The 19,564-nt window shown below is 68.1% G+C and carries 16 protein-coding genes; all 16 read left to right on the plus strand.

Annotated elements, in window-relative coordinates:
* Positions 1 to 64 precede the first annotated feature (64 nt).
* The 16 genes from ACQ4MM_RS18515 to ACQ4MM_RS18590 are packed head-to-tail and all read left to right on the plus strand — an operon-like array spanning position 65 to position 19,550.
* On the plus strand, positions 65 to 1,177 hold the full coding sequence (locus tag ACQ4MM_RS18515; RefSeq protein ID WP_431478719.1) for an isochorismate synthase: 1,113 nt from the start codon (positions 65 to 67) through the stop codon (positions 1,175 to 1,177).
* On the plus strand, positions 1,174 to 2,748 hold the full coding sequence (locus tag ACQ4MM_RS18520) for a (2,3-dihydroxybenzoyl)adenylate synthase (protein ID WP_431478720.1): 1,575 nt from the start codon (positions 1,174 to 1,176) through the stop codon (positions 2,746 to 2,748). The genes ACQ4MM_RS18515 and ACQ4MM_RS18520 overlap by 4 nt, the downstream gene beginning before the upstream one ends.
* 15 nt (positions 2,749 to 2,763) lie before the next feature.
* Positions 2,764 to 3,624 (plus strand): isochorismatase family protein, encoded by an 861-nt coding sequence (locus ACQ4MM_RS18525; RefSeq protein ID WP_431478721.1) that lies wholly within the window; start codon positions 2,764 to 2,766, stop codon positions 3,622 to 3,624.
* An 8-nt stretch (positions 3,625 to 3,632) separates the two neighbouring features.
* Positions 3,633 to 4,466: a 2,3-dihydro-2,3-dihydroxybenzoate dehydrogenase gene (gene dhbA, locus ACQ4MM_RS18530; RefSeq protein ID WP_431478722.1), complete on the plus strand. Its 834-nt coding sequence runs from the start codon at positions 3,633 to 3,635 to the stop codon at positions 4,464 to 4,466.
* 16 nt (positions 4,467 to 4,482) lie between these two features.
* A complete protein-coding gene (locus tag ACQ4MM_RS18535) occupies positions 4,483 to 5,637 on the plus strand; it encodes an efflux RND transporter periplasmic adaptor subunit (protein ID WP_431478723.1) in 1,155 nt (384 codons plus the stop codon).
* 6 nt (positions 5,638 to 5,643) lie between these two features.
* On the plus strand, positions 5,644 to 8,754 hold the full coding sequence (locus tag ACQ4MM_RS18540) for a multidrug efflux RND transporter permease subunit (protein WP_431478724.1): 3,111 nt from the start codon (positions 5,644 to 5,646) through the stop codon (positions 8,752 to 8,754).
* Entirely contained in the window at positions 8,732 to 8,980 is a 249-nt protein-coding gene (locus ACQ4MM_RS18545; RefSeq protein ID WP_431478725.1) for a hypothetical protein, read from the plus strand. The genes ACQ4MM_RS18540 and ACQ4MM_RS18545 overlap by 23 nt, the downstream gene beginning before the upstream one ends.
* Positions 8,977 to 9,273, plus strand: coding sequence for a hypothetical protein (locus tag ACQ4MM_RS18550; RefSeq protein WP_431478726.1), 297 nt, complete (start codon positions 8,977 to 8,979; stop codon positions 9,271 to 9,273). The genes ACQ4MM_RS18545 and ACQ4MM_RS18550 overlap by 4 nt, the downstream gene beginning before the upstream one ends.
* Before the next feature lie 3 nt (positions 9,274 to 9,276).
* Positions 9,277 to 10,923, plus strand: coding sequence for a PepSY-associated TM helix domain-containing protein (locus ACQ4MM_RS18555; protein WP_431478727.1), 1,647 nt, complete (start codon positions 9,277 to 9,279; stop codon positions 10,921 to 10,923).
* Positions 10,920 to 12,137 (plus strand): enterochelin esterase, encoded by a 1,218-nt coding sequence (gene fes, locus ACQ4MM_RS18560; RefSeq protein ID WP_431478728.1) that lies wholly within the window; start codon positions 10,920 to 10,922, stop codon positions 12,135 to 12,137. The genes ACQ4MM_RS18555 and fes overlap by 4 nt, the downstream gene beginning before the upstream one ends.
* Positions 12,134 to 12,346 (plus strand): MbtH family protein, encoded by a 213-nt coding sequence (locus ACQ4MM_RS18565; protein ID WP_431478729.1) that lies wholly within the window; start codon positions 12,134 to 12,136, stop codon positions 12,344 to 12,346. The genes fes and ACQ4MM_RS18565 overlap by 4 nt, the downstream gene beginning before the upstream one ends.
* Before the next feature lie 9 nt (positions 12,347 to 12,355).
* Complete coding sequence (locus tag ACQ4MM_RS18570; RefSeq protein WP_431478730.1) at positions 12,356 to 14,086, plus strand: condensation domain-containing protein; 1,731 nt, start codon at positions 12,356 to 12,358, stop codon at positions 14,084 to 14,086.
* The gene (locus ACQ4MM_RS18575) at positions 14,001 to 14,972 is read left to right on the plus strand and encodes an AMP-binding protein (RefSeq protein WP_431479049.1); all 972 of its coding nucleotides are present in this window, start codon (positions 14,001 to 14,003) and stop codon (positions 14,970 to 14,972) included. Before ACQ4MM_RS18570 ends, ACQ4MM_RS18575 begins: the two co-directional genes overlap by 86 nt.
* Positions 14,902 to 15,315: an AMP-binding enzyme gene (locus ACQ4MM_RS18580; protein ID WP_431478731.1), complete on the plus strand. Its 414-nt coding sequence runs from the start codon at positions 14,902 to 14,904 to the stop codon at positions 15,313 to 15,315. Before ACQ4MM_RS18575 ends, ACQ4MM_RS18580 begins: the two co-directional genes overlap by 71 nt.
* A 34-nt stretch (positions 15,316 to 15,349) precedes the next feature.
* On the plus strand, positions 15,350 to 16,732 hold the full coding sequence (locus ACQ4MM_RS18585; protein WP_431478732.1) for a condensation domain-containing protein: 1,383 nt from the start codon (positions 15,350 to 15,352) through the stop codon (positions 16,730 to 16,732).
* A 4-nt stretch (positions 16,733 to 16,736) separates the two neighbouring features.
* Complete coding sequence (locus ACQ4MM_RS18590) at positions 16,737 to 19,550, plus strand: amino acid adenylation domain-containing protein (protein WP_431478733.1); 2,814 nt, start codon at positions 16,737 to 16,739, stop codon at positions 19,548 to 19,550.
* The last annotated feature ends 14 nt before the right edge of the window (positions 19,551 to 19,564 follow it).

The following is a 19,564-nucleotide window of genomic DNA, read 5'->3' on the forward strand; positions in this document are numbered from 1 at the left end:
AGCCCCTGATCCCTTTAGCCAGCGTAAAGCCAGCGAACCCTTCAAACAGTTTGCGAGGTAGAACATGGCTACAAGCTTATTCCTGTCGCCGCACCGTTCGCTGCGTGGCAGCGGCGTTGCGGAACGCATCGAAACGCCGGCACATAATGCCGGCCGCCTGCAGGCCGATGTGGCGGCAGCCTTGCGTCGTGCGCGCATGCGCGGCAATCCGCACCCGGTGGCGCTGGGCGCCATTCCATTCGATACGCGCCAGCCATCCGCACTGGTGGTACCTCAGGTATCGGAGTTTGTCGACCGCAACGAAGTGCTGCACGGCGGCGCGGTGGAGCTGCCGCCCATACTGCACGCGCAAAGCATCCCCGGCGAAGAGCGCTTCAAGCAGGGCGTGCGCCAGGCCGTCGCCAACTTCGGCCTGAGCGAGATCCGCAAGGCGGTGCTGTCACGGCTGCTGGACGTCGAGCTGGCCGGCCAGGCCGATGCCGGCGACATCTTCCGCCGCCTGGTGGCGCGCAATCCTTCAGGCTTCCAGTTTCGCCTTCCGCTGGCCGACGGTTCTGAACTGGTCGGCGTGAGCCCGGAGCTGCTGGTGCGCAAGGAGGGCGCGCGCATGGAATCCAATCCGCTGGCCGGATCGGCGCGCCGCGATGCCGATCCTGCGCGCGACCGCCAGGTCAGTGATGCGCTGCTGCGCTCGTCCAAGGACGCCTATGAACACCGGCTGGTGACGGATGAAATCCGCCGCGTGCTGGCGCCGGTCTGCCAGCAGCTGTCGATTCCCGAACATCCTTCGCTGCTGTCCACCACCGCGATGTGGCACCTGTCGACACCGATCGAGGGCGTGCTGCACGATCCTTCGATGGGAGCGCTGGAGCTGGCCTGCCGCCTGCACCCGACGCCGGCGGTTTGCGGCTTCCCAACGCGCCTGGCACGCAAGCTGATCGACCTGGTCGAGCCGTTCGACCGCGGCCTGTTTGCCGGCATGGTGGGCTGGTGCGACGACGAGGGCAACGGCGAATGGGCGGTCACCATCCGCTGCGGCCGCGTGTCCGGCAACCGCGTGCAGCTGTTTGCCGGCGCCGGCATCGTGGCCGACTCCTGCCCCGATGCCGAATGGGCGGAAACCCAGGCCAAGCTGCAAACCATGCTGGGCGCGCTGACCGCAAGGGAGACGGCATGATCGCCTTCACACCGTGGCCGCAGGAAGCGGCGCAAAGCTATCGCGCGCAGGGCCTGTGGACCGGGCTGCCGCTGAACGAAATCCTGGAACGCCAGGCACGCGAGCATCCGCATGGCATTGCCATCATCTGCGGCGAGCGCATGCTCAGCTACCGCGAACTTGACGAACAGGCGGAGCAGCTGGCGCAAGTGCTGGCGCGTCGCGGCCTGGGCATCGGTGACACGGCCCTGGTGCAGCTGCCCAACGTGGCCGAATTCTACGTCGCCTTCTTTGGCCTGCTGAGGGCCGGAGTAGCGCCGGTCAACGCGCTGTTCAGCCACCAGCGCCTGGAGCTCACGGCTTATGCGCAGCAGTTGCAACCCAAGCTGCTGGTTGCTTCGGCCAGCCATCCTTTGTTTGCCAATGACGCCTTTGTGCGCGAGCTGGCGGTGCCGCACACCATGGTGCTGGGCGCGGATGGCTTCCGGGAGCAGGCGCAGGGTATCGGTCCGCGTCCGCAGCACTCGCCTGCGCATGAAGTGGCGTTCTTCCAGCTGTCCGGCGGCAGCACCGGTACGCCCAAGCTGATTCCGCGCACCCATGACGATTATCACTACAGCGTGCGGCGCAGCGCGGAGATCTGCCGCCTGGACCGCGGCACGCGTTTCCTGTGCGCGCTGCCGGCAGGGCACAATTTCCTGCTCAGTTCACCGGGGGCGCTGGGCGTATTCCATGCGGGCGGCACGGTGGTGCTGGCAACCGCACCGGAGCCATTGGCCTGCTTCGGCCTGATCGAACGGCATGGCGTGAACATGGCGGCGCTGGTGCCTTCCGCCGTCGCCTTGTGGCTGCAGGCCGCGCAGGAACCGGAACGCCGCGCGCAACTGGCTTCGCTGCGCCTGCTGCAGGTGGGCGGCGCCAGCTTCGCCGAAGCGCTGGCGCGCCGCGTGCCGCAGGAGCTGGGTTGCGCGCTGCAGCAGGTGTTCGGCATGGCCGAAGGCCTGGTCAACTACACGCGCCTGGATGACCCAGACGACGTGGTCTACACCACGCAGGGTCGACCCATGAGCGATGCCGACGAAGTGCGGGTGCTCGATGCCGACGGCCGGCCGCTGGCCGACGGGGAGACGGGCATGCTGGCCACGCGCGGCCCGTATACCTTCCGCGGCTACTACAGCGCTCCCGAACACAATGCGCGTGTATTCGACGCTGATGGCTTTTACCACACGGGCGACCTGGTGCAGCGCAGCGCCGACGGCAACCTGCGCGTGGTCGGCCGGGTGAAGGACCAGATCAACCGCGGCGGCGAAAAGATCGCGGCGGAAGAAGTGGAGAACCTGCTGCTGCGCCATCCCGGCGTGCTGCAGGCGGCCCTGATATCGGTGCCGCATGCATTGCTGGGCGAGATGAGCTGCGCCTGCATCGTGCCGCGCGCCGCCGGTCTGCGCCCGGTCGAACTGCGCAAGTACCTGCGCGGACTTGGCGTGGCCGACTACAAGCTGCCCGACCGCTTCGAAATGCTGGACCGCCTGCCGCTGACGGCGGTCGGCAAGACCGACAAGCTGGCGCTGCGCGCCAGCATCCCCAATTGAGATGGAGCCAGGACCATGAGCATTCCCGTAATTTCTTCCTACCCGATGCCGCAGCCGGAGGGGCTGCCGGCCAACAAGGTGGCGTGGCAGCTGGAGGCGCGCCGCGCCGTCCTGCTGGTGCACGATATGCAGGACTACTTCCTGCGTTTCTACGGTGAGGACAGCGAATTGCGCACCAAGCTGGTAGCCAATATTGCCGCCCTGTGCGCCTGGGCGCGCGCCTGCGGCGTGCCGGTGGTGTACACCGCGCAGCCGGTCAAGCAAAGCGCCGAAGAGCGCGCGCTGCTGAACGATATGTGGGGACCCGGCTTGACGACCGCCGACCCGACGCTGCAGCAGGTGACTACTGCCGTGGCGCCGGCGCCGGACGACACGGTGCTGGTCAAATGGCGCTACAGCGCCTTCCAGCGCTCCGACCTGCAGCAACTGATGCGCGACTGGGGCCGCGACCAGCTTCTGATTGTCGGCGTCTACGCCCATATCGGCTGCATGACAACGGCGCTGGACGCTTTCATGCGCGACGTGCAGCCTTTCATGGTGGCCGACGCGCTGGCCGACTTCAGCGAAGAGGAGCACCGCATGGCGCTGCGCTACGTGGCCGGCCGTTGCGGCAGCGTGACGCATACGGCGCAGGTGCTGGAACAGCGTCCGCAGCTGTCGATCGACTGGCTGCGCGCCAGCCTGCTGCCGCGCTTGGAGGAGGGCGGCTTCGGCCCGGACGACAACCTGGTCGACTATGGCCTCGACTCGCTGGAAGTGATGGCGGTGGTGGCCGAATGGCAGCGGCTCGGCTTGCGCGTCAGCTTCGAGGAGCTGGCCGGCACGCTGACGCTCAACGCGTGGTGGCAAGTCCTGCAGCGCAAGCTGGCGGCATGAGGTGAGCCATGTTCCTGGCTGACCAGAACAACCTGACATCGGCGCGCCCACAGGCGCCGCCGCGTCCTCCAGGCCTGCATTTCGAGGGGCGCCAGGTGTGGGTGACGGGCGCCGGGCGCGGCATTGGCTACCAGGTGGCGATGGCATTCCGCCAGCTGGGCGCGCGCGTGATCGGCATCGACCGCAAGTTCGACACCGAACTGGGTACGCTGCACGGCAAGAAGTATCCGTTCAAGACCGTGCAGCTGGACATCACCGACCGCGCCGCGATCGCGACAGCCTTCGAGCAGCTGTTGCTGGAGACGCCGCGCGTGGACGTGCTGGTCAATGCGGCCGGAGTGTTGCGCCTGGGGCGGCTGGAAAACACCAGCGTCGAGGACTGGCAGGCCTGCTTCGACATCAATGTGAGCGGGGTATTCCACATCCTCAGCCAGCTGCTGCCGCAGTTCAAGGCACAGCGCTTCGGCAGCATCGTCAATGTCGCCTCGAATGCGGCGCACGTGCCGCGCCTGAACATGGTGGCTTATTGCGCGTCCAAGTCGGCCTTGGTGAGCCTGAGCCACTGCGCCGGGCTGGAACTGGCGCAGTACGGGGTGCGCTGCAACCTGGTGTCGCCCGGCTCCACCGACACGCCGATGCTGCGCTCCATGCTGCCGGACGAGGCAGGCATGCAGCGCACGATCGAGGGATTGCCGGAACAGTTCAAGCTGGGCATCCCGCTGCGCAAAATCGCGTCGGCGCGCGAAATCGCCAACACCATCGTATTCCTGGCGTCGGACCTGGCCAGCCACATCACCATGCAGGACCTGGTCGTCGACGGCGGCGCCACGCTGGCCGCATGAAAATTCTGGAGCAATTATGCAATTGATGAAGTACCTGCCGGCCGTGCCGTTGCTGCTGACGGCTTGCGGTGCGAAACAGGAAGCACCGCCGGCGCCGGCGGTGCCGGAAGTGGCGGTAGTCACGCTGGTGCTGGAAAGACTGCCGCTAAACAGCGACCTGGCGGGACGCGTGGCAGCCGTGCGCGTGTCGGAGGTTCGTCCGCAGGTCGATGGCGTGATCATGCAGCGCTACTTCGAGGAGGGTGCGGACGTGCGCGCGGGCCAGCTGCTGTACCGCATTGACAGTGCGAGCTATGCGGCGCGCCAGGAGCAGGCCAGCGCCGAGCTGGCGCTGGAGAAGGCCAGCCTGGTCAACCTGCGCGTGATTGCGGAGCGCTATGCGCGCCTGCTGGATTCGCGCACGGTGACGCAGCAGGATCACGACCTGGCGCAGGCCAACTACCAGCAGGGGCTGGCCAGGGTACGCGCGCGCGCCGCATCGCTGCGCGCGGCGGAAATTGATTTGCAGCGCACCGAAGTGCGGGCCGCTATCTCAGGCCGTATTGGCCGCGCGGAAGCGACCGAAGGGGCGCTGGTGTCGCGCGCGCAGCAGGAGCCGCTGGCGCGCGTGCAGCAGCTCGACCCGGTATACGTCGACGTGGTGCAGTCCAGCCAGCAGATGCTGGCCTTGCAGCGTGCACTGCGCAGCGGCAGCATCAACCCTGGGCAACGTGCGGTGACGCTGGCGCTGGAGGACGGCAGCCAGTACGCGCATGCCGGCGAGCTGCAGTTCGCCGAGATGCAGGTGGACCAGCAGACCGGCATGGTGACGCTGCGGGCCCGCTTCCCCAATCCCGAGCGCTTGCTGGTGCCGGGCATGTATGTGCGAGCCCGCGTCGAGCACGGCGTGCAGCCGGAGGCGGTCATGCTGCCGCAGCAGGCGGTACGCCTGGGCGAAGGGGAGCAGGCGTCAGCGCTGGTGGTCAATGCCAAGGGCGAGGTTGAACCGCGCCAGCTGGTGCTGGCCGGCAGCCACCAGGGCCGTTGGGCGGCGCTGTCCGGCGTTCGCGCCGGCGAGCGGGTGATCGTCGAAGGCGGCATGAAGGCCGCGCCGGGCGGCCGGGTCAACGCCGTCGAATGGCGCGATCCGGCGCGTGCCGCCGGACCGGCGCAGCCTGGGCGTGAGGGCTGAGCGGTGATGGCGCGTTTTTTCATAGAGCGTCCGGTCCTGGCATGGGTGCTGGCGGCGGTGGTCATGCTGGGCGGGCTGCTGGCGCTGGTGCTGCTGCCGGTAGCGCAGTACCCGAACATCGCACCGCCGACGGTGCGGGTTGCGGCCAGCTATCCGGGTGCTGCGGCGCAGGTAGTCGAGCACAGCGTGGTGCAGGTGCTGGAGCAGGAACTCAAGAACCTGAAGCACCTGACCTATTTCGACGCCAGCAGCAGCTCCTCCGGCGAGGCGGAAATCATGCTCACCTTCGAACAGGGCGCCGATCCTGCGCTGGCCCAGCTCGAGGTGCAGAACAAGGTCAACCAGTTGGCCTACCGCTTGCCGCGCGCCGTCCAGCAGAACGGCCTGAGCGTGACGGCTATGCAGAACAGCTTCCTGATGGTGGTGGTGTTCAGCGACCGCCGCGGCACGCTGGGCGAGGCCGCGCTGGCCGACTGGATGAGCAGCCAGGTGATCGATGCCGTCAGCCGCGTGCCGGGCGTCGGCGAAGTGCGCAACTTCGGCGCGCCGTATGCCATGCGGGTGTGGCTGCATCCGCACAAGCTGCACAGCTTCGGGCTGATGCCGGCCGACGTCATCCGCGCCATCGAGAGCCAGAATACCGAAGTGCCGGTCGGTGAGCTCGGCGCCCGTCCGGCGCCGGCGGGGCAGGCGCTGAACGTGTCCGTGACCGCACTGTCGCGCCTGAAAACGCCACAGCAGTTCCGCCAGCTGGTCCTGAAAACCCGGCAGGACGGTGCCGTGGTGCGCCTTTCCGACGTGGCGCGCGTGGAAATCGGTAGCGAATCCTACGGCGCGGCTTCGCGCCTGGACGGCCAGCCGGCCTCCGGCTTTGCCGTGATGCTGGCACCCGGCGCCAATGGCCTGGCCACGGCCGCCGGGGTGCGCGAGCGGATCGCGGCGCTCCAGCCATCGTTCCCGCCCGGTGTGGAAGTGGCCTACCCGGAAGATGCCACCCGCTTCGTCAAGCTGTCGATCCGCCAGGTGGCCGTGACGCTGGCCGAAGCAGTGCTGCTGGTGGTGCTGGTGATGTTCATCTTCCTGCAGGGCTGGCGCGCCACGCTGGTGCCCGTGATCACTGTGCCGGTAGTCCTGCTGGGCACCTGCGGCGTGCTGGCGCTGGCCGGTTTCTCGATCAATACCCTGACCCTGTTCGCCATGGTGCTGGCGATCGGTTTGCTGGTGGACGATTCCATCGTAGTGGTGGAAAACGTCGAACGCATCATGTCGGAGCAACGCATCGGCGCGCGCGAGGCCACGCTGCAATCGATGCGCGGCATCACCGGCGCCCTGGCGGGCATCGCCATCGTGCTGGGCGCGGTATTCCTGCCGATGGCCTTCTTCCCCGGGTCGGTCGGGGTGATCTATCGCCAGTTCTCGATCACGCTGGTAACCGCCATGGTCTTGTCCGTGCTGGTGGCGCTCAGCCTGACGCCGGTGCTGTGCGCTGCCTTGCTGCGTCCCGCCGCGGCGCACGCCGCTGATGGACGGTTCGCGTGCGGCATGGCAGCGCTGCAGCGGCGCTATGACAGCCTGCTGCAAAAGCTGCCTGGCAGGCCCTGGCGGCTGGCGCTGCTGTATGCGGTGCTGCTGGGCGCTACCGCCTGGGGCTACCAGCGCCTGCCTGCCTCGTTCATACCGGTCGACGACCAGGGCACGGTGATGGTGCGCTTTGCGCTGCCGGCCGGTGCCACCTATCCGCGCACAGCAGAATTGGCGCGCGAAGTGGAGCGCCATTTCCGGGATAGCGAGAAAGCCAATGTGGCCATGGTGTATACCATCGCCGGCATGGGCATGGGCGGCGCCGGCCAGAACGCCGGCATGGCCTTCGTCAACCTGAAGGACTGGTCGCAGCGCAAAGGCGCCGAGAACTCGGCGCAAGCGATTGCCGCGCGCGCCACCGCAGCGCTGGGCAAGCTGCGCGATGCGCGCGTATTCGCCATGGTGCCGCCGCCGATCGACGGACTGGGAGAGGCCAGCGGTTTCGAGTTCTGGCTGCAGGACACTTCGGGCGCCACGGCGGAAGTGCTGGCCGGGCGCGCCGCCGCGCTGGCCTCCAGCGCCGGTGAGCTGCCAGGCGTGATGTACGCGGAAGCCGACGGCGGCGAAAGCAAGGCCCAGCTGCGCATCGACATCGACCAGGCCAAGGCGCTCACGCTGGGCCTTGACCTGGACGACGTCAACAGCACGCTCAGCTCCGCCTGGGGCGGCGTCTACATCAACGACTACCTGCATGAAGGCCGCGTGCGCAGGGTGCTGGTGCAGGCCGACGCGCAATGGCGCGCCGCGCCGGACGACCTGCAGCACTGGTCGGTGCGCGGCAGCGGCAATGCCATGACGCCGTTGTCCGCCTTCGCCACCACGCGCTGGGACAGCGGCCCGACGCAACTGCGCCGCTTCAACGGACTGCCTGCCGTGCATATCAGCGGCGCCGGCGCGCCCGGCGCCAGTTCGGGCGACCTGATGGCGCGCCTGGAAGCGCTGGTGGCCGCGCAGCCATCCAGCCGCCTGGCCTGGAGCGGCCTGTCCTACCAGGACCAGCTATCGCGCGGCCAGGCGCCGCTGCTGTATGCGGTGTCGGTGCTGTTCGTCTTCCTGTGCCTGGCGGGCCTTTACGGCAGCTGGTCGATCCCGTTCTGCGTGCTGCTGGCCATTCCTCCCGGTGTGCTGGGCGCGGTTGCGGGCGCCGGCCTGCTTGGCCTCGAGCGCGACATCTTCTTCCAGGTCGGCGTGCTGGCCACGGTCGGCCTGTCGGCCAAGAACGCCATCCTGATCGTGGAATTCGCCGAAGCTGCGGTGCGTGCCGGGCAGGCGCCGTGGAGCGCCGTCACGGCAGCGGCCAGCCAGCGCCTGCGTCCGATCCTGATGACTTCACTGGCCTTTGGCGCCGGCATCGTGCCGCTGGTGCTGGCCAGCGGTCCGGGCGCCGCCGCGCAGCAGGCCATCGGTGCCAGCGTGCTGGGCGGCGTCATGCTGTCGACGGCGCTGGGCGTATTCCTGGTGCCGCTGTTTTATCTCTCCATCCTGAAACTCGGCCAACGCCGGGCAATAGCAAATGATCCTGTTCCTACTGCTTGATATCGCGGGCTGCTGCCTGCTGTACCTGAGCCACCGCCACCAGGGGTGGCTGGCGCAACCCATTGGCCCGCTCGGCGCTGCCGCCGGTGCACTGGCACTGCTGCTGGCACTGGCCGCCGCCTGTCTCACGCTGTCGCCGCTGGCCGCGGTGTTTGCGTGGACCGTTGTCAGCATGCTGGCCTTCAGCCTGCTGCCGTTCGCCTCCCTGTTGAAAGGAAAATCATGAGCGCCAAACCTGACGCCATCCGCCCTGACTGGTGGAGCAAGACCTTTGCCGGCGCCGTACTGGGCGGCGCCCTGGCGCTGGCCCTGGCAGGCCTGTTCGCCTGGATCGGACCCGGCGGCATCGGCGCCCGCGAGAAGGCCCAAGTCGTCATGTGGAGCATGGCGCCGCTGTGGATGATCGTGTTCGCCACTGTCTACCTGTTCCGCACCGGCCTGCGCGCCGTGCTGTGGCTGGGCGGCGCGAATGTCCTGGCCTACAGCCTGTTGTTCTATGTCCGTTCCAGCCTGGGGTAAGCCATGAAAGTTCGCAGCGATATTCTTCGCATCTATCAATCCCTGCACACCTGGACCGGCATCTGCGCCGGCATACTGCTGTTCATCGGTTTCTTCGGCGGCGCGCTGACCATGTTCAAGCATCCGCTTGAGCGCTGGGTCAGCGCACCGTCGGCCGCTGTCGCCGCATTGACGCCGCAGCAAGTCGATACCGTGGTGCGTGAGGTGCTGGCGGCCCATCCTGCCGCCCGCGAGGAGTTCACCCTGCACCTGGTGCGGCATGAGAACAACCCGGCGCCGGTGACTTGGAGCGCCGCCCATGCGGGACGCGACATCGACCTGAATGCCATGCGTTGGCAGGGGACGCTGGATGCGCAAGGCAAGCTGGCGGCGCAGGAAGTGCGGCCGTCCCTGTTTGGTGAGCTGGTGGACATGCTGCACCGCACCGGCGGCATTCCCGGCACGCTGGGCGACGAGTACCTGGGCGTCTACCTGATGGGCGTGGCGGGCGTGCTGTATTTCCTGGCGCTGGTTTCGGGTGTGGTGCTGCTGTTGCCGACGCTGGTGAAGGACTTCTTCGCGCTGCGCAAGGGCAAGAACCGCAAGCGCTTCTGGCTTGATGCGCACAATGTGATCGGCATCGCCAGCCTGCCGTTCCATATCGTGATCAGCCTGACGGTGATCGTATTCGCCTTCCACGACCAGTTCTACGACAGCCTGCAGCACGTGGTGTACGGCGAGCAGAAGATGTGGTCGCGGCCGGCCGGTGCGCCGGGACCGGGCGACGCGTCCAAGCTGGCGCCGGCCAGCGAGCTGGTACGCCGCGCGCAACAGGCGGCGCCGGGATTCGAAGTGACGGAGATGCTGTTCATGGACCTTGAGAGTCCGCGCCCGCTGGTGCGTGTCGGTGTGGCGAATGAGGACTACGTGGTGCGCGGCGCGGTGTCGGGCTACCTGCTGATGGACCCCTACAGCGCGCAGGTTCTGAACACCAGCATGCTGCCACCAAAAAGCGACACCTGGAGCAGCATCGCCGCATCGTTCTTCGCGCTGCACTTCGGCAGTTATGGTGGCAGCTGGATGCGCTGGGTGTACTTTGCATTCGGCCTGTCGGGCGCCTTCCTGTTCTATTCCGGCAACCTATTGTGGGTCGAGAAGCGCCGCAAGAACCAGCTGCGCGACCAGGCGCCGCCGGTGCAGCCGCGCCGCACCGCGTTGCTGGCGGCAGCGACCGTGGGCATCTGCCTGGGCAGCGTAGCCAGCGTGGCGGGAGCCCTGCTGGTCGCCAAATGGCTGCACGCGTCGGCCGGCAACCTGAATGCGGCGCTGATGACTTCCTATTACGCGATATTCCTGTCCTGCGTAGCCTGGGCCTTTTGGCGCGGCGCGGCGCGCGCGGGGGCCGAGCTGCTGGCGCTGTGCGCAGTGGCCGGTTTCGCCATCCCGGCCACTTCGCTGCTGGCGCGCCTGCTGCCGTCGCTCGGCATGTGGGCGCACGGCAGCATGGGTGCGGTAGCGGTGGACCTGACGGCGTTCGTGCTGGCCCTGCTGCTGGCATGGGCGGCCCGCCTGGCTGCACGGCGTGCCCGCAGCGGCCCGGCGGATAGCGTATGGGCGGTGCCTGCCGCCGCGGCGCCGGCGTTGGCTGTGGCGCAGGAGCGCCAGGCATGATGAGCCGCGCCGACCTTGGCAGCGCCGCATGGTGGAGCGAAGCGGCGGCACGCGGCACGCCGCTGCTGTGCGCCGCGGACGATGCCGATGGCACGCACGAGGTGACTTTCCTGTGGCGCGCGGCGCCCTCAGCGCAGGCAAGCGCCGTGTATATCGACGTGTACTCGCACACGCCCCATCCCAGCACGGGCCCGGCAGAACTGCGCCAGCATGCAGGCACCGATGTCTGGAGCTGGAGCACGCGGCTGCCTTCCGACTGGCGCGGCAGCTACTTCCTGATGCCGGTGGGGCCCGACCGGCCGGCACCGGAGCAGGGCGGCGGCGCTGCGTTGAGGCGCTGGTGGATCAGCCTCCTGGAAACCAATGCCCAGGCCGACTCGCTGAACCGGCAGCCATCCCATGGCGGCAGTTGGGGCCAGCCGCTGTCCGCGCTGCTGCTGCCGGATGCCCCCGTGCACCCGGCATGGACGGAGGCCGGTCAACCGCAAGGCCGGCTGCAACGCTATCGCTGGCAAAGCGCCGCCCTTGGCATCGCCCGTGACACGTGGATCTACCGCACGGCGCCACAGGCGCAGGCCAGCGATCCTCTGTTGGCCGTGCTGCTCGATGGCCACTACTGGGCGCGCCAGGTGAACCTGTTCGGGGCGCTCGATGCCTTGACCGCGCAGGGCAAGCTGCCGCCGGCAGTCTACCTGCTGGTTGACGCCGTGTCGCCGGAAAGACGCGCCCAGGAGTTGCCGTGCAACGCGCCGTTCTGGAACGCCCTGCAGCGGGAGCTTCTGCCCCCGGCGCATGCGCTGGAGCCGTTCACTGCCCAAGCCGGCCGCACAGTGGTCGCGGGCCAGAGCTTCGGCGGCCTGGCCGCGGCCTATGCGGCGCTGCATTGGCCCGGGCGCTTCGGCAATGTGCTGAGCCAGTCCGGCTCGTTCTGGTGGCCCGACGCAAGCGATACGGCGAGCGGCGGTTGGCTCGCGGGCGAAGTGGAGCGTGGCCTCGCCGCCGGCATGCCGCTGCGCTTCCTGCTGGAGATTGGCTGTTACGAAGACAGCATGCTTGGCCCTAACCATTCCTTCTACCGTGCGCTGTGCGCTGCAGGGCATCGTGCCGAACTGCGTGAAGTGCGCGGCGGCCACGACTGGCTGTGCTGGCGCGACGGCCTGCTGGAAGGCCTGTGTGAACTGATGAAAGACTTTGACTGGATCCAACAACCATGAGCAACGAAAACAACACTAATCCTTTTGACGATGAAAGCTACCAGTTCACCGTGCTGCGCAACGGCTCGGGCCAGTACAGCCTGTGGCCGGAGTTCGCGCCGCAGCCGGCCGGCTGGCAGTGGCAGCATGGCCCTGCGCCGCGCAGCGAATGCGTGGACTACATCGAGCGCCATTGGCTCGCCATCAACCCGTTTGCGGCTCACGCCTGAGGAGGCGCCATGGATGCACAAGACCTGCCGCTGAACGGCAGCCAGCTCGGTATCTGGCTGGCCGACCAGGTGGCCGAGAACAAGCAAGCTTACGTCATTGCCCATTGCATCGAGGTGCGCGGCGCCTTGCAGCCGGAGTTGCTGTCGCGCGCAATCCAGCGCGGCCTGGCCGAAGCCGATACCGTGACTGCGCGGTATGTGCAGGCTGAAACCGGCGCGCGGCAGCAGCTGCACGCACAAGGCGCCATGGACGCCGTTGCAGCGCCGCTGGAATTCGATTTGCGCCGCCACGCGGACGCCAGGCAGCAAGCCGAGGCCTGGATGCGCGCCGACATGGCCGAGCCTTTCGACCTGTCCAGCGCGCAGCACTGCTACCGCCAGGCGCTGTTCCAGATTGGCTCCGATCACTGGCTCTGGTACCAGCGCTTCCACCACATCATGCTGGATGGCTTCAGCTTCCTGGCATTGACGCGCCGCATCGCTGCCCATTACACAGCGCTGGCGACCAACGCCGATGCGGGGCCGTCGCCTTTTTCCCCGGTATCGGTAGCGGTCGAGGAATATGAGGCATACCAGCGCAGCGATACGCTGGAACGCGATCGCGCCTTCTGGGCGGGCTTTTGCGAAACGCTGCCGCCGGCCGCCAGCCTGTCCCTGCGCAACGCACCGCCGTCCGGCCAGGTGCGCAGCCTGGCATGGGAGCTGTCCGACGCGGCAGCGCTGGTGTTGCAGCGGCATGCGCTCGATGCCGGCCTGGCGGTCCCGGACCTGCTGCACGGCCTGTTGGCCGCTTACCTGTACCGTATGACGGGCCAGAAGCGCCAGGCTATCGGCATGCCCTTCATGCGCCGCATGGGATCGCGCGCCATCAATGCGCTGGCCCCGATGGTCAACGTGCTGCCGCTGGCAGTCGAGATGGAAGGCGGAATGGACTGGTTCGCGGTGTCGCGCACCTTCCGTGCCTCGGCCAAGGCGATACGCCCGCACCAGCGCTATGAAGCGGAGCAGATCCAGCGTGACGCGGGCCTGGTGGGCACCGGCCGCAAGCTGTATGGCGCGCTGGTCAACTTCAAGATGTTCGATTACCGGCTGGAGCTGGCTGGCCTGCAGGGCACCACGCATCACCTGGCGACAGGTCCGGTGGATGACCTTGAGTTCAACCTGCAGGTGGGCGAGGGAATCTCAATCGAGCTGCGTGCCGACGCTGCGCGCTATGAGGACGTGGAGCTGAAACGCCATGCGGCGCGCCTCGAAGGAATGCTTGAACAATGGCTGGCGGCGCCGCAACGCGAGCTGCAGGCCTTGTTGCCGGCAACGGACGAAGAGCGGAACGACATTGCGCAATGGTCGCAAGGGCCGGCAGTGGCCGCGCCCGAAGTGGATCGCCTGTCCGCCATGCTGGCGCGGCAGGCGGCAGCAAGGCCGGACGCTGTCGCGCTGGTCTGCGGCGGTGCGACGCTGCGCTTCGGCGAACTGGCCGGGCGGGTAGCGCAACTGGCACGCCTGCTGTGCGAGCATGGGGCCGGGCCTGGCCGCGTGGTAGCCGTCGCTATCCCGCGTTCGGTGGAGTCGGTGGTGGCGATGCTGGCGGTATTGGGAGTGCGGTGCAGTGTTCCTGCCGCTGGACCTGGATTACCCGGCAGACCGCGTTGCCATGATGTGCGAGGATGCTGCGCCTGTGCTGTTGTTGTCCACCGGTGCGGCAGAAATTGCCCCGCCGGCCGGCATCGCGCGCCTTGACCTGGACAGCAATCCGGCCCTCACGGCACTGGCGCGGTTGCCGGCCTCGCCGCTGACCGACGAAGAACGCGGCGGCGCGCTGCCTGCTGATGCAGTGGCCTATATCATCTTCACATCGGGCAGCACAGGCCGCCCGAAAGGTGTGATGAACACGCACGGCGCGCTACTCAACCTGTTCCTGGCGCATGAGGGCACGATCTACGGCCCGGCGCTGGCTGCGGTGGCGGAGCGTTATCCCGGCGCCGCGCGCTGCGCGCCGCCCACACCCATTCTTTCTCCTTCGACTCGTCCTGGCTGCAACTGTTCTGGATGCTGCGCGGCCAGGAACTGTACGTATTCGACGAAGAGATGCGGCGCGATGCATACGGCCTGGTGCAGGAGGTTGAGGCGCATCGGCATCGATGCGATGGACTTGCCGCCGTCCTTCCTGGCCCAGATGCTGGGCAACGGCCTGATGGCACCGGGCCGCCACCAGCCGACGTTGATCCTGATCGGCGGCGAAGCGGCGCCGGCGGCGCTGTGGCAACAGCTGCGGTGCTTCCCCGCGCTGCAGGCGCACAATTTGTACGGTCCCACTGAGTACACGGTTGATACACTGCGCGCCGCGCTGGCTGACAACGCGCAGCCAGTGGTCGGCCGCCCGATCGGCAATACGGTGGCCCACGTGCTCGATGCGCGGCTGCAGCCGGTGCCGGTTGGCGTGGCGGGGAGAACTGTACGTCAGCGGCGCCGGGCTGGCCCAAGGCTACCTGGCGCGGGGCGGCCTGAGCGCATCGCGCTTCGTCGCCTGCCCATTCGGAGCGCCAGGCAGCCGCATGTATCGTACCGGCGACCTGGTACGCTGGAATACGGCGGGTCAACTGGAATTCCTTGGCCGCGGCGATGACCAGGTCAAGGTACGCGGCTACCGCGTCGAATTGGGCGAGGTGGAAAATGCCTTGTCGCTGCTGCCGGGCGTGGAAAGCGTCGTGGTGCTGGCGCAGGCGGTCAACAACACGCATCGCCTGGTCGGCTATTGCGTGGTGCCTGGACTGGATGATGGGCAGCGCGCGGTGCGCGGCGGGGAATTGCTGGCCGCGCTGCGCCAGGTGCTGCCGGACTATATGGTGCCGGCTGCCCTGGTGGTGATGGAGCGCTTCCCGCGCAACGTCAGCGGCAAGGTGGACCGCAAGCAGCTGCCCTGCCCCTCACGCCAGCCCAGGGTGCGCAGCGGCCGCCGGCGATGGTGATGCCGGGCCCCTGCCTCTTCTCGTGGCACGCGCAATGGCCGACGTGCTGCAGTTGGCCGAAGCTTCGGTCGACGACGACTTCTTCGCCCTTGGCGGCGACAGCATCGCCGCCATCATGCTGTGCACCGCCATGCGGCATCGCGCTTACATGCTGCGTCCCGCTGCGGTCTTCTCGCAGCGTACACCGCGCGCCATGGCGGCCCAGCTGGCGCCGTTCGCTGCGCAGGAGGATGCGCCGGCTGGTGCGGCGCCGGCGCCATTGGCGCTGAGCGCACAGCAGCGCGAACTGCTGCTGCGCCGGCATGGGGCATACGGCGAGATACTCCCAGCCCTGCCGCTGCAGGAAGGCATGCTGTTCCATGCGCAGACGGCGCAAGGGCAGGGCAGCTACAACGCCTTCACCCTGCTGCACCTCGATGGCGACGTCGACGCGGCACGCCTGCACGGCGCCCTCTGTACGGTGCTGCGCCGATATCCTCAGCTGGCCGGCATGTTCGACCTCGACGCTGCGGAACAGCCGCTGTTCCTGATGCCCGCGCAGGACGCCATCCCTTCCTGGCCCTGGCAGCAGCATGACTTCGGCCACCTGCCGCTGGCGGAGGCGCAAGCCCGGTTGGCGGGACTGCAGGAGGAATTGCTGGCGCAGGACGGTTCCACGGCGCGCTTCGGCGGCATGTTGCAGGCTGCCCTTGTCAAACTGGCTGAGCGCCGTCATGCGCTGCTGCTGGTGGTGCATCACCTTGTGATCGATGGCTGGTCCACGCCGCTGCTGCTGCGCGACCTGTTGTCGGCATACGGCGAACCCGGCGTGGCATTGGCCCCGCTTCGAACCAGCTACGCCCATCTCGTGCAGCGGCTGGCGCAGCGCGACCCGGTGCCGGCCCAGGCTGCGTGGCGGGAAGATTTGGCAGGCGCCGAACCGATGCTGCTGTTCGATGCCGCGCGGGCCAGCGCGCCCATGCAGGAGTACACGCTGCAATTGCCGGCGTCGCTGACCGCGCGCTTGCAGGAAAACCTGCGCGCGCGGGGCATCACGCTGAATGTGCTGATGCAGGCCGTCTGGGGCCAGGTGGTGGGCGTTCTGGCAGGCCGCGACGATGTGCTGTTCGGCAGCCCGGTATCGGGCCGCCACAGCGAGATCGATGGCATCGAACAGCAGGTCGGCCTGTTCCTGAACACGATCCCGGTCCGCACCCGCCTCGATGCGGCGCAAGGGCTGTGGGAGCAGCTTCCCGCACTACAGCAGCGCCATGTAGCGCTGATGGAGCACGACGGACTTGGGCTGGCGGCCATCCAGCGTGAAGCCGGGGCGGCTGCGCTGTTCGACACGCTGCTGGTGGTGGAAAACTATCCTGACAACGCCTACCTGGCGCAGGAGCTGCCGGGCCCTCGACGGCCGGCCGCTGCGCATTGGTGAAGTGGTGAACCGCGGCTACAGCCACTATCCGCTGGCCCTGCTGGTATTGCCGGGCGAGCGCTTGACGCTGCTGGTGGAAAACCGCGGCGCGGTGGCCGATGCGGCCGCGCTGGCCCAGCGCGTGGCGATGGTGCTGCGTACGGCGCTGGAGCAGCCACAGCTGCCGTTGTCGCGCTACCCGGTGCTGACGCCCGGCGAAGGCCAGTCGCTGGCGGCGGCCAACGATACCGGCGTGGCGCTGTCGGCGCAGACCCTGCGTGGCGCGCTTGCCGCCCAGGCGCGGCGCACGCCAAACCACCCCGCGCTGGCGGACGCACGGGTGCAGCTGGACTACGCGGAAACGCGGCGCCAGGTGTGCCTGTTGGCAGCGCGCCTGGTTGAACAAGGCGTGCAGCCCGGCGATATCGTCGCAGTCGCCGTTCCGCGTTCGGTGCGCCTGAGCATCGCGATCATGGCAGTGATCGAAGCCGGCGCCGCTTACCTGCCGCTGGAACTGGGATATCCGGCCGAGCGCCTGGCGTATATGCTGGCCGACGCCGCGCCGCGCCTGCTGGTGACGGACAGCGCGCACCTGGCCCGGTTTGCGGACGCAGGTACACCACGGCTGTGCTTCGACGAGCTGGCGGGCCTGGAGGTGTTCGCGCCGCAGCTCGATGTCGCCTGCAGCCCGGCACACCCGGCCTACGTCATCTACACATCGGGCACCACAGGCCGCCCCAAGGGTGCCATGGTGCCGCACCAGGCGATCTTCAACCGCATCGCCTGGATGCAGTACCAGTACCAGCTACGCGAAGACGACGTGGTGCTGCAGAAGACCCCCTGTGGGTTCGACGTCTCGGTATGGGAATTCTTCTGGCCCCTGATGCAGGGCGCCTGCCTGGTGATGGCCGACCCGGATGCACACCGCGACCCGGCGGCCCTGCTGCAGGTGATCGAGCAGCGTGGCGTGACCTGCCTGCATTTCGTACCTTCGATGCTGTCGGTGTTCTCGGGATACCTGGCCGAGCAGGGCGAGCTGCGTTGCGCCAGCCTGCGGCTGGTGTTCTGCAGCGGGGAAGCGCTGGGCAAGTCGCTGGCGGGCGAGTTTGCACAATTGAGCTCGGCGGCCCTGCACAACCTGTACGGACCGACTGAGGCGGCGGTGGATGTCAGCTACATGCCGGCCTTCGGCGACATGGGGCAGGGCGGAGCCGGAGTGCCGATCGGCCGTCCGGTCTGGAACACCCAGCTGCGCGTGCTTGACCGCTGGCTGCGCCAGGTGCCACCGGGGGCTGTCGGCGAGTTGTACCTGGGTGGCGTCCAGCTGGCGGACGGCTATGTCGGCAAGCCGGGCCTGACCGCCGCGCGTTTTGTGGCCGATCCGTTCGTGGCGGGTGCACGCCTGTACCGTACCGGCGACATTGTGCGCTGGCTGGAAGGCGGCATCGTGGAATACCTGGGCCGCGCCGACGACCAGCTCAAGATCCGCGGTCAGCGCATCGAGCTGGGCGAGATTGAGGCGGTCTTGCGCGAGCAGCCGGGTGTGGCCGAAGCGGTGGTGCATGCGGCAGTGCTGGGCGGCGACAGCGGAGGCGCTGATGCGCGCCAGCTGCTGGCCTATGTGGTGGCCGCGCCCGATGCGCGGCCGGACAACGCGCAGCTGCGCAGCGCGCTGGCGGTGCGGCTGCCGGCCCATATGGTGCCGGTGGCGGTGCTGGAGCTGGAGCGGTTGCCGCTCAGCGCCAACGGCAAGCTGGATCGCAAGGCGTTGCCGCTGCCGGCCCGTGGCAGCAAGGAGGCAGTCCGGGCGCCCGCACGCGGCCTGGAGCAGCGCCTGGCCGATGTGTTCGGGCGGGTGCTGGGGCTGGAGGCGGTCGGCGCCGACGACGATTTCTTCGCCATCGGCGGTCACTCGCTGCTGGCCATGAAGCTGGCGGCCGAAGTGCGGCGCACGCTGCAGCGCCGGATCACGGTCGGCCAGGTGATGACCGCGCCGACCGTGGCGCGGCTGGCCGCCCTGTTGAACAGCCAGGGCATGGTCAACGATTTCGGCAACGACGGTTTCGACCAGGTGATCCAGCTGCGCCAGGGCGAAGGCCCGCCGCTGATCTGCTTCTACCCCGGCTCGGGCTTTGCCTGGCAGTACAGCGTGCTGTCGCGCTACCTTGGCGGGGGCAGGGCCATCGTCGGCCTGCAGTCGCCGCGTCCGCACGGCCTGGTGGCGTCCAGTGCGGACATGGAGGCGCTGCTGGAGCGCCAGGTGGAGATCGTGCGCGGGGTGCAGGCACAGGGACCGTACTACCTGCTCGGCTACTCGCTGGGCGGCACGGTCGCTTACGGCGTGGCCGAGCGTTTGCGCGCGCAGGGCGAGGAGGTCAGCTTCCTCGGCCTGCTGGATACCTATCCGGCCGAGGTGCACGACTGGACCGACCCGCAAGGCGCGGAAGCTGCGCTGGGGGCGGAACGCGAGCAGGAGCGGCTGCTGGGCGATGCCTACGAAGGCGAGACCGACGAGGTGCTGCGCCAGGAGAAGGAGGCGATGCTGGAGCAGGTGTTCGCCAACTACCGCGACGCGGTACGCCTGCTGGCGCAAACGCGCACGCCGGACTACGACGGTCCGGTCACGCTGTTCATCGCCGGCCAGTCGCTGCCCGGCTACATCCGCCCGCTCGAAGCCTGGCGCAGGCATGTGCCGGACCTGGAAGTGCACCACCTGGCGCACTGCTCGCACGAGAACATCCTGTCGCCGCAATCGCTGGAAGTGCTTGGCCCGCTGCTGGACCGCGCCATCGGCGGCGCCGAACAACGCCTGCAGCTGCGCCAACGTCGCAGCGCCTGAAACTGAATGAGGAA

Source organism: Massilia eburnea (assembly GCF_050709955.1).
Classification (GTDB): domain Bacteria; phylum Pseudomonadota; class Gammaproteobacteria; order Burkholderiales; family Burkholderiaceae_D; genus Rugamonas; species Rugamonas eburnea_A.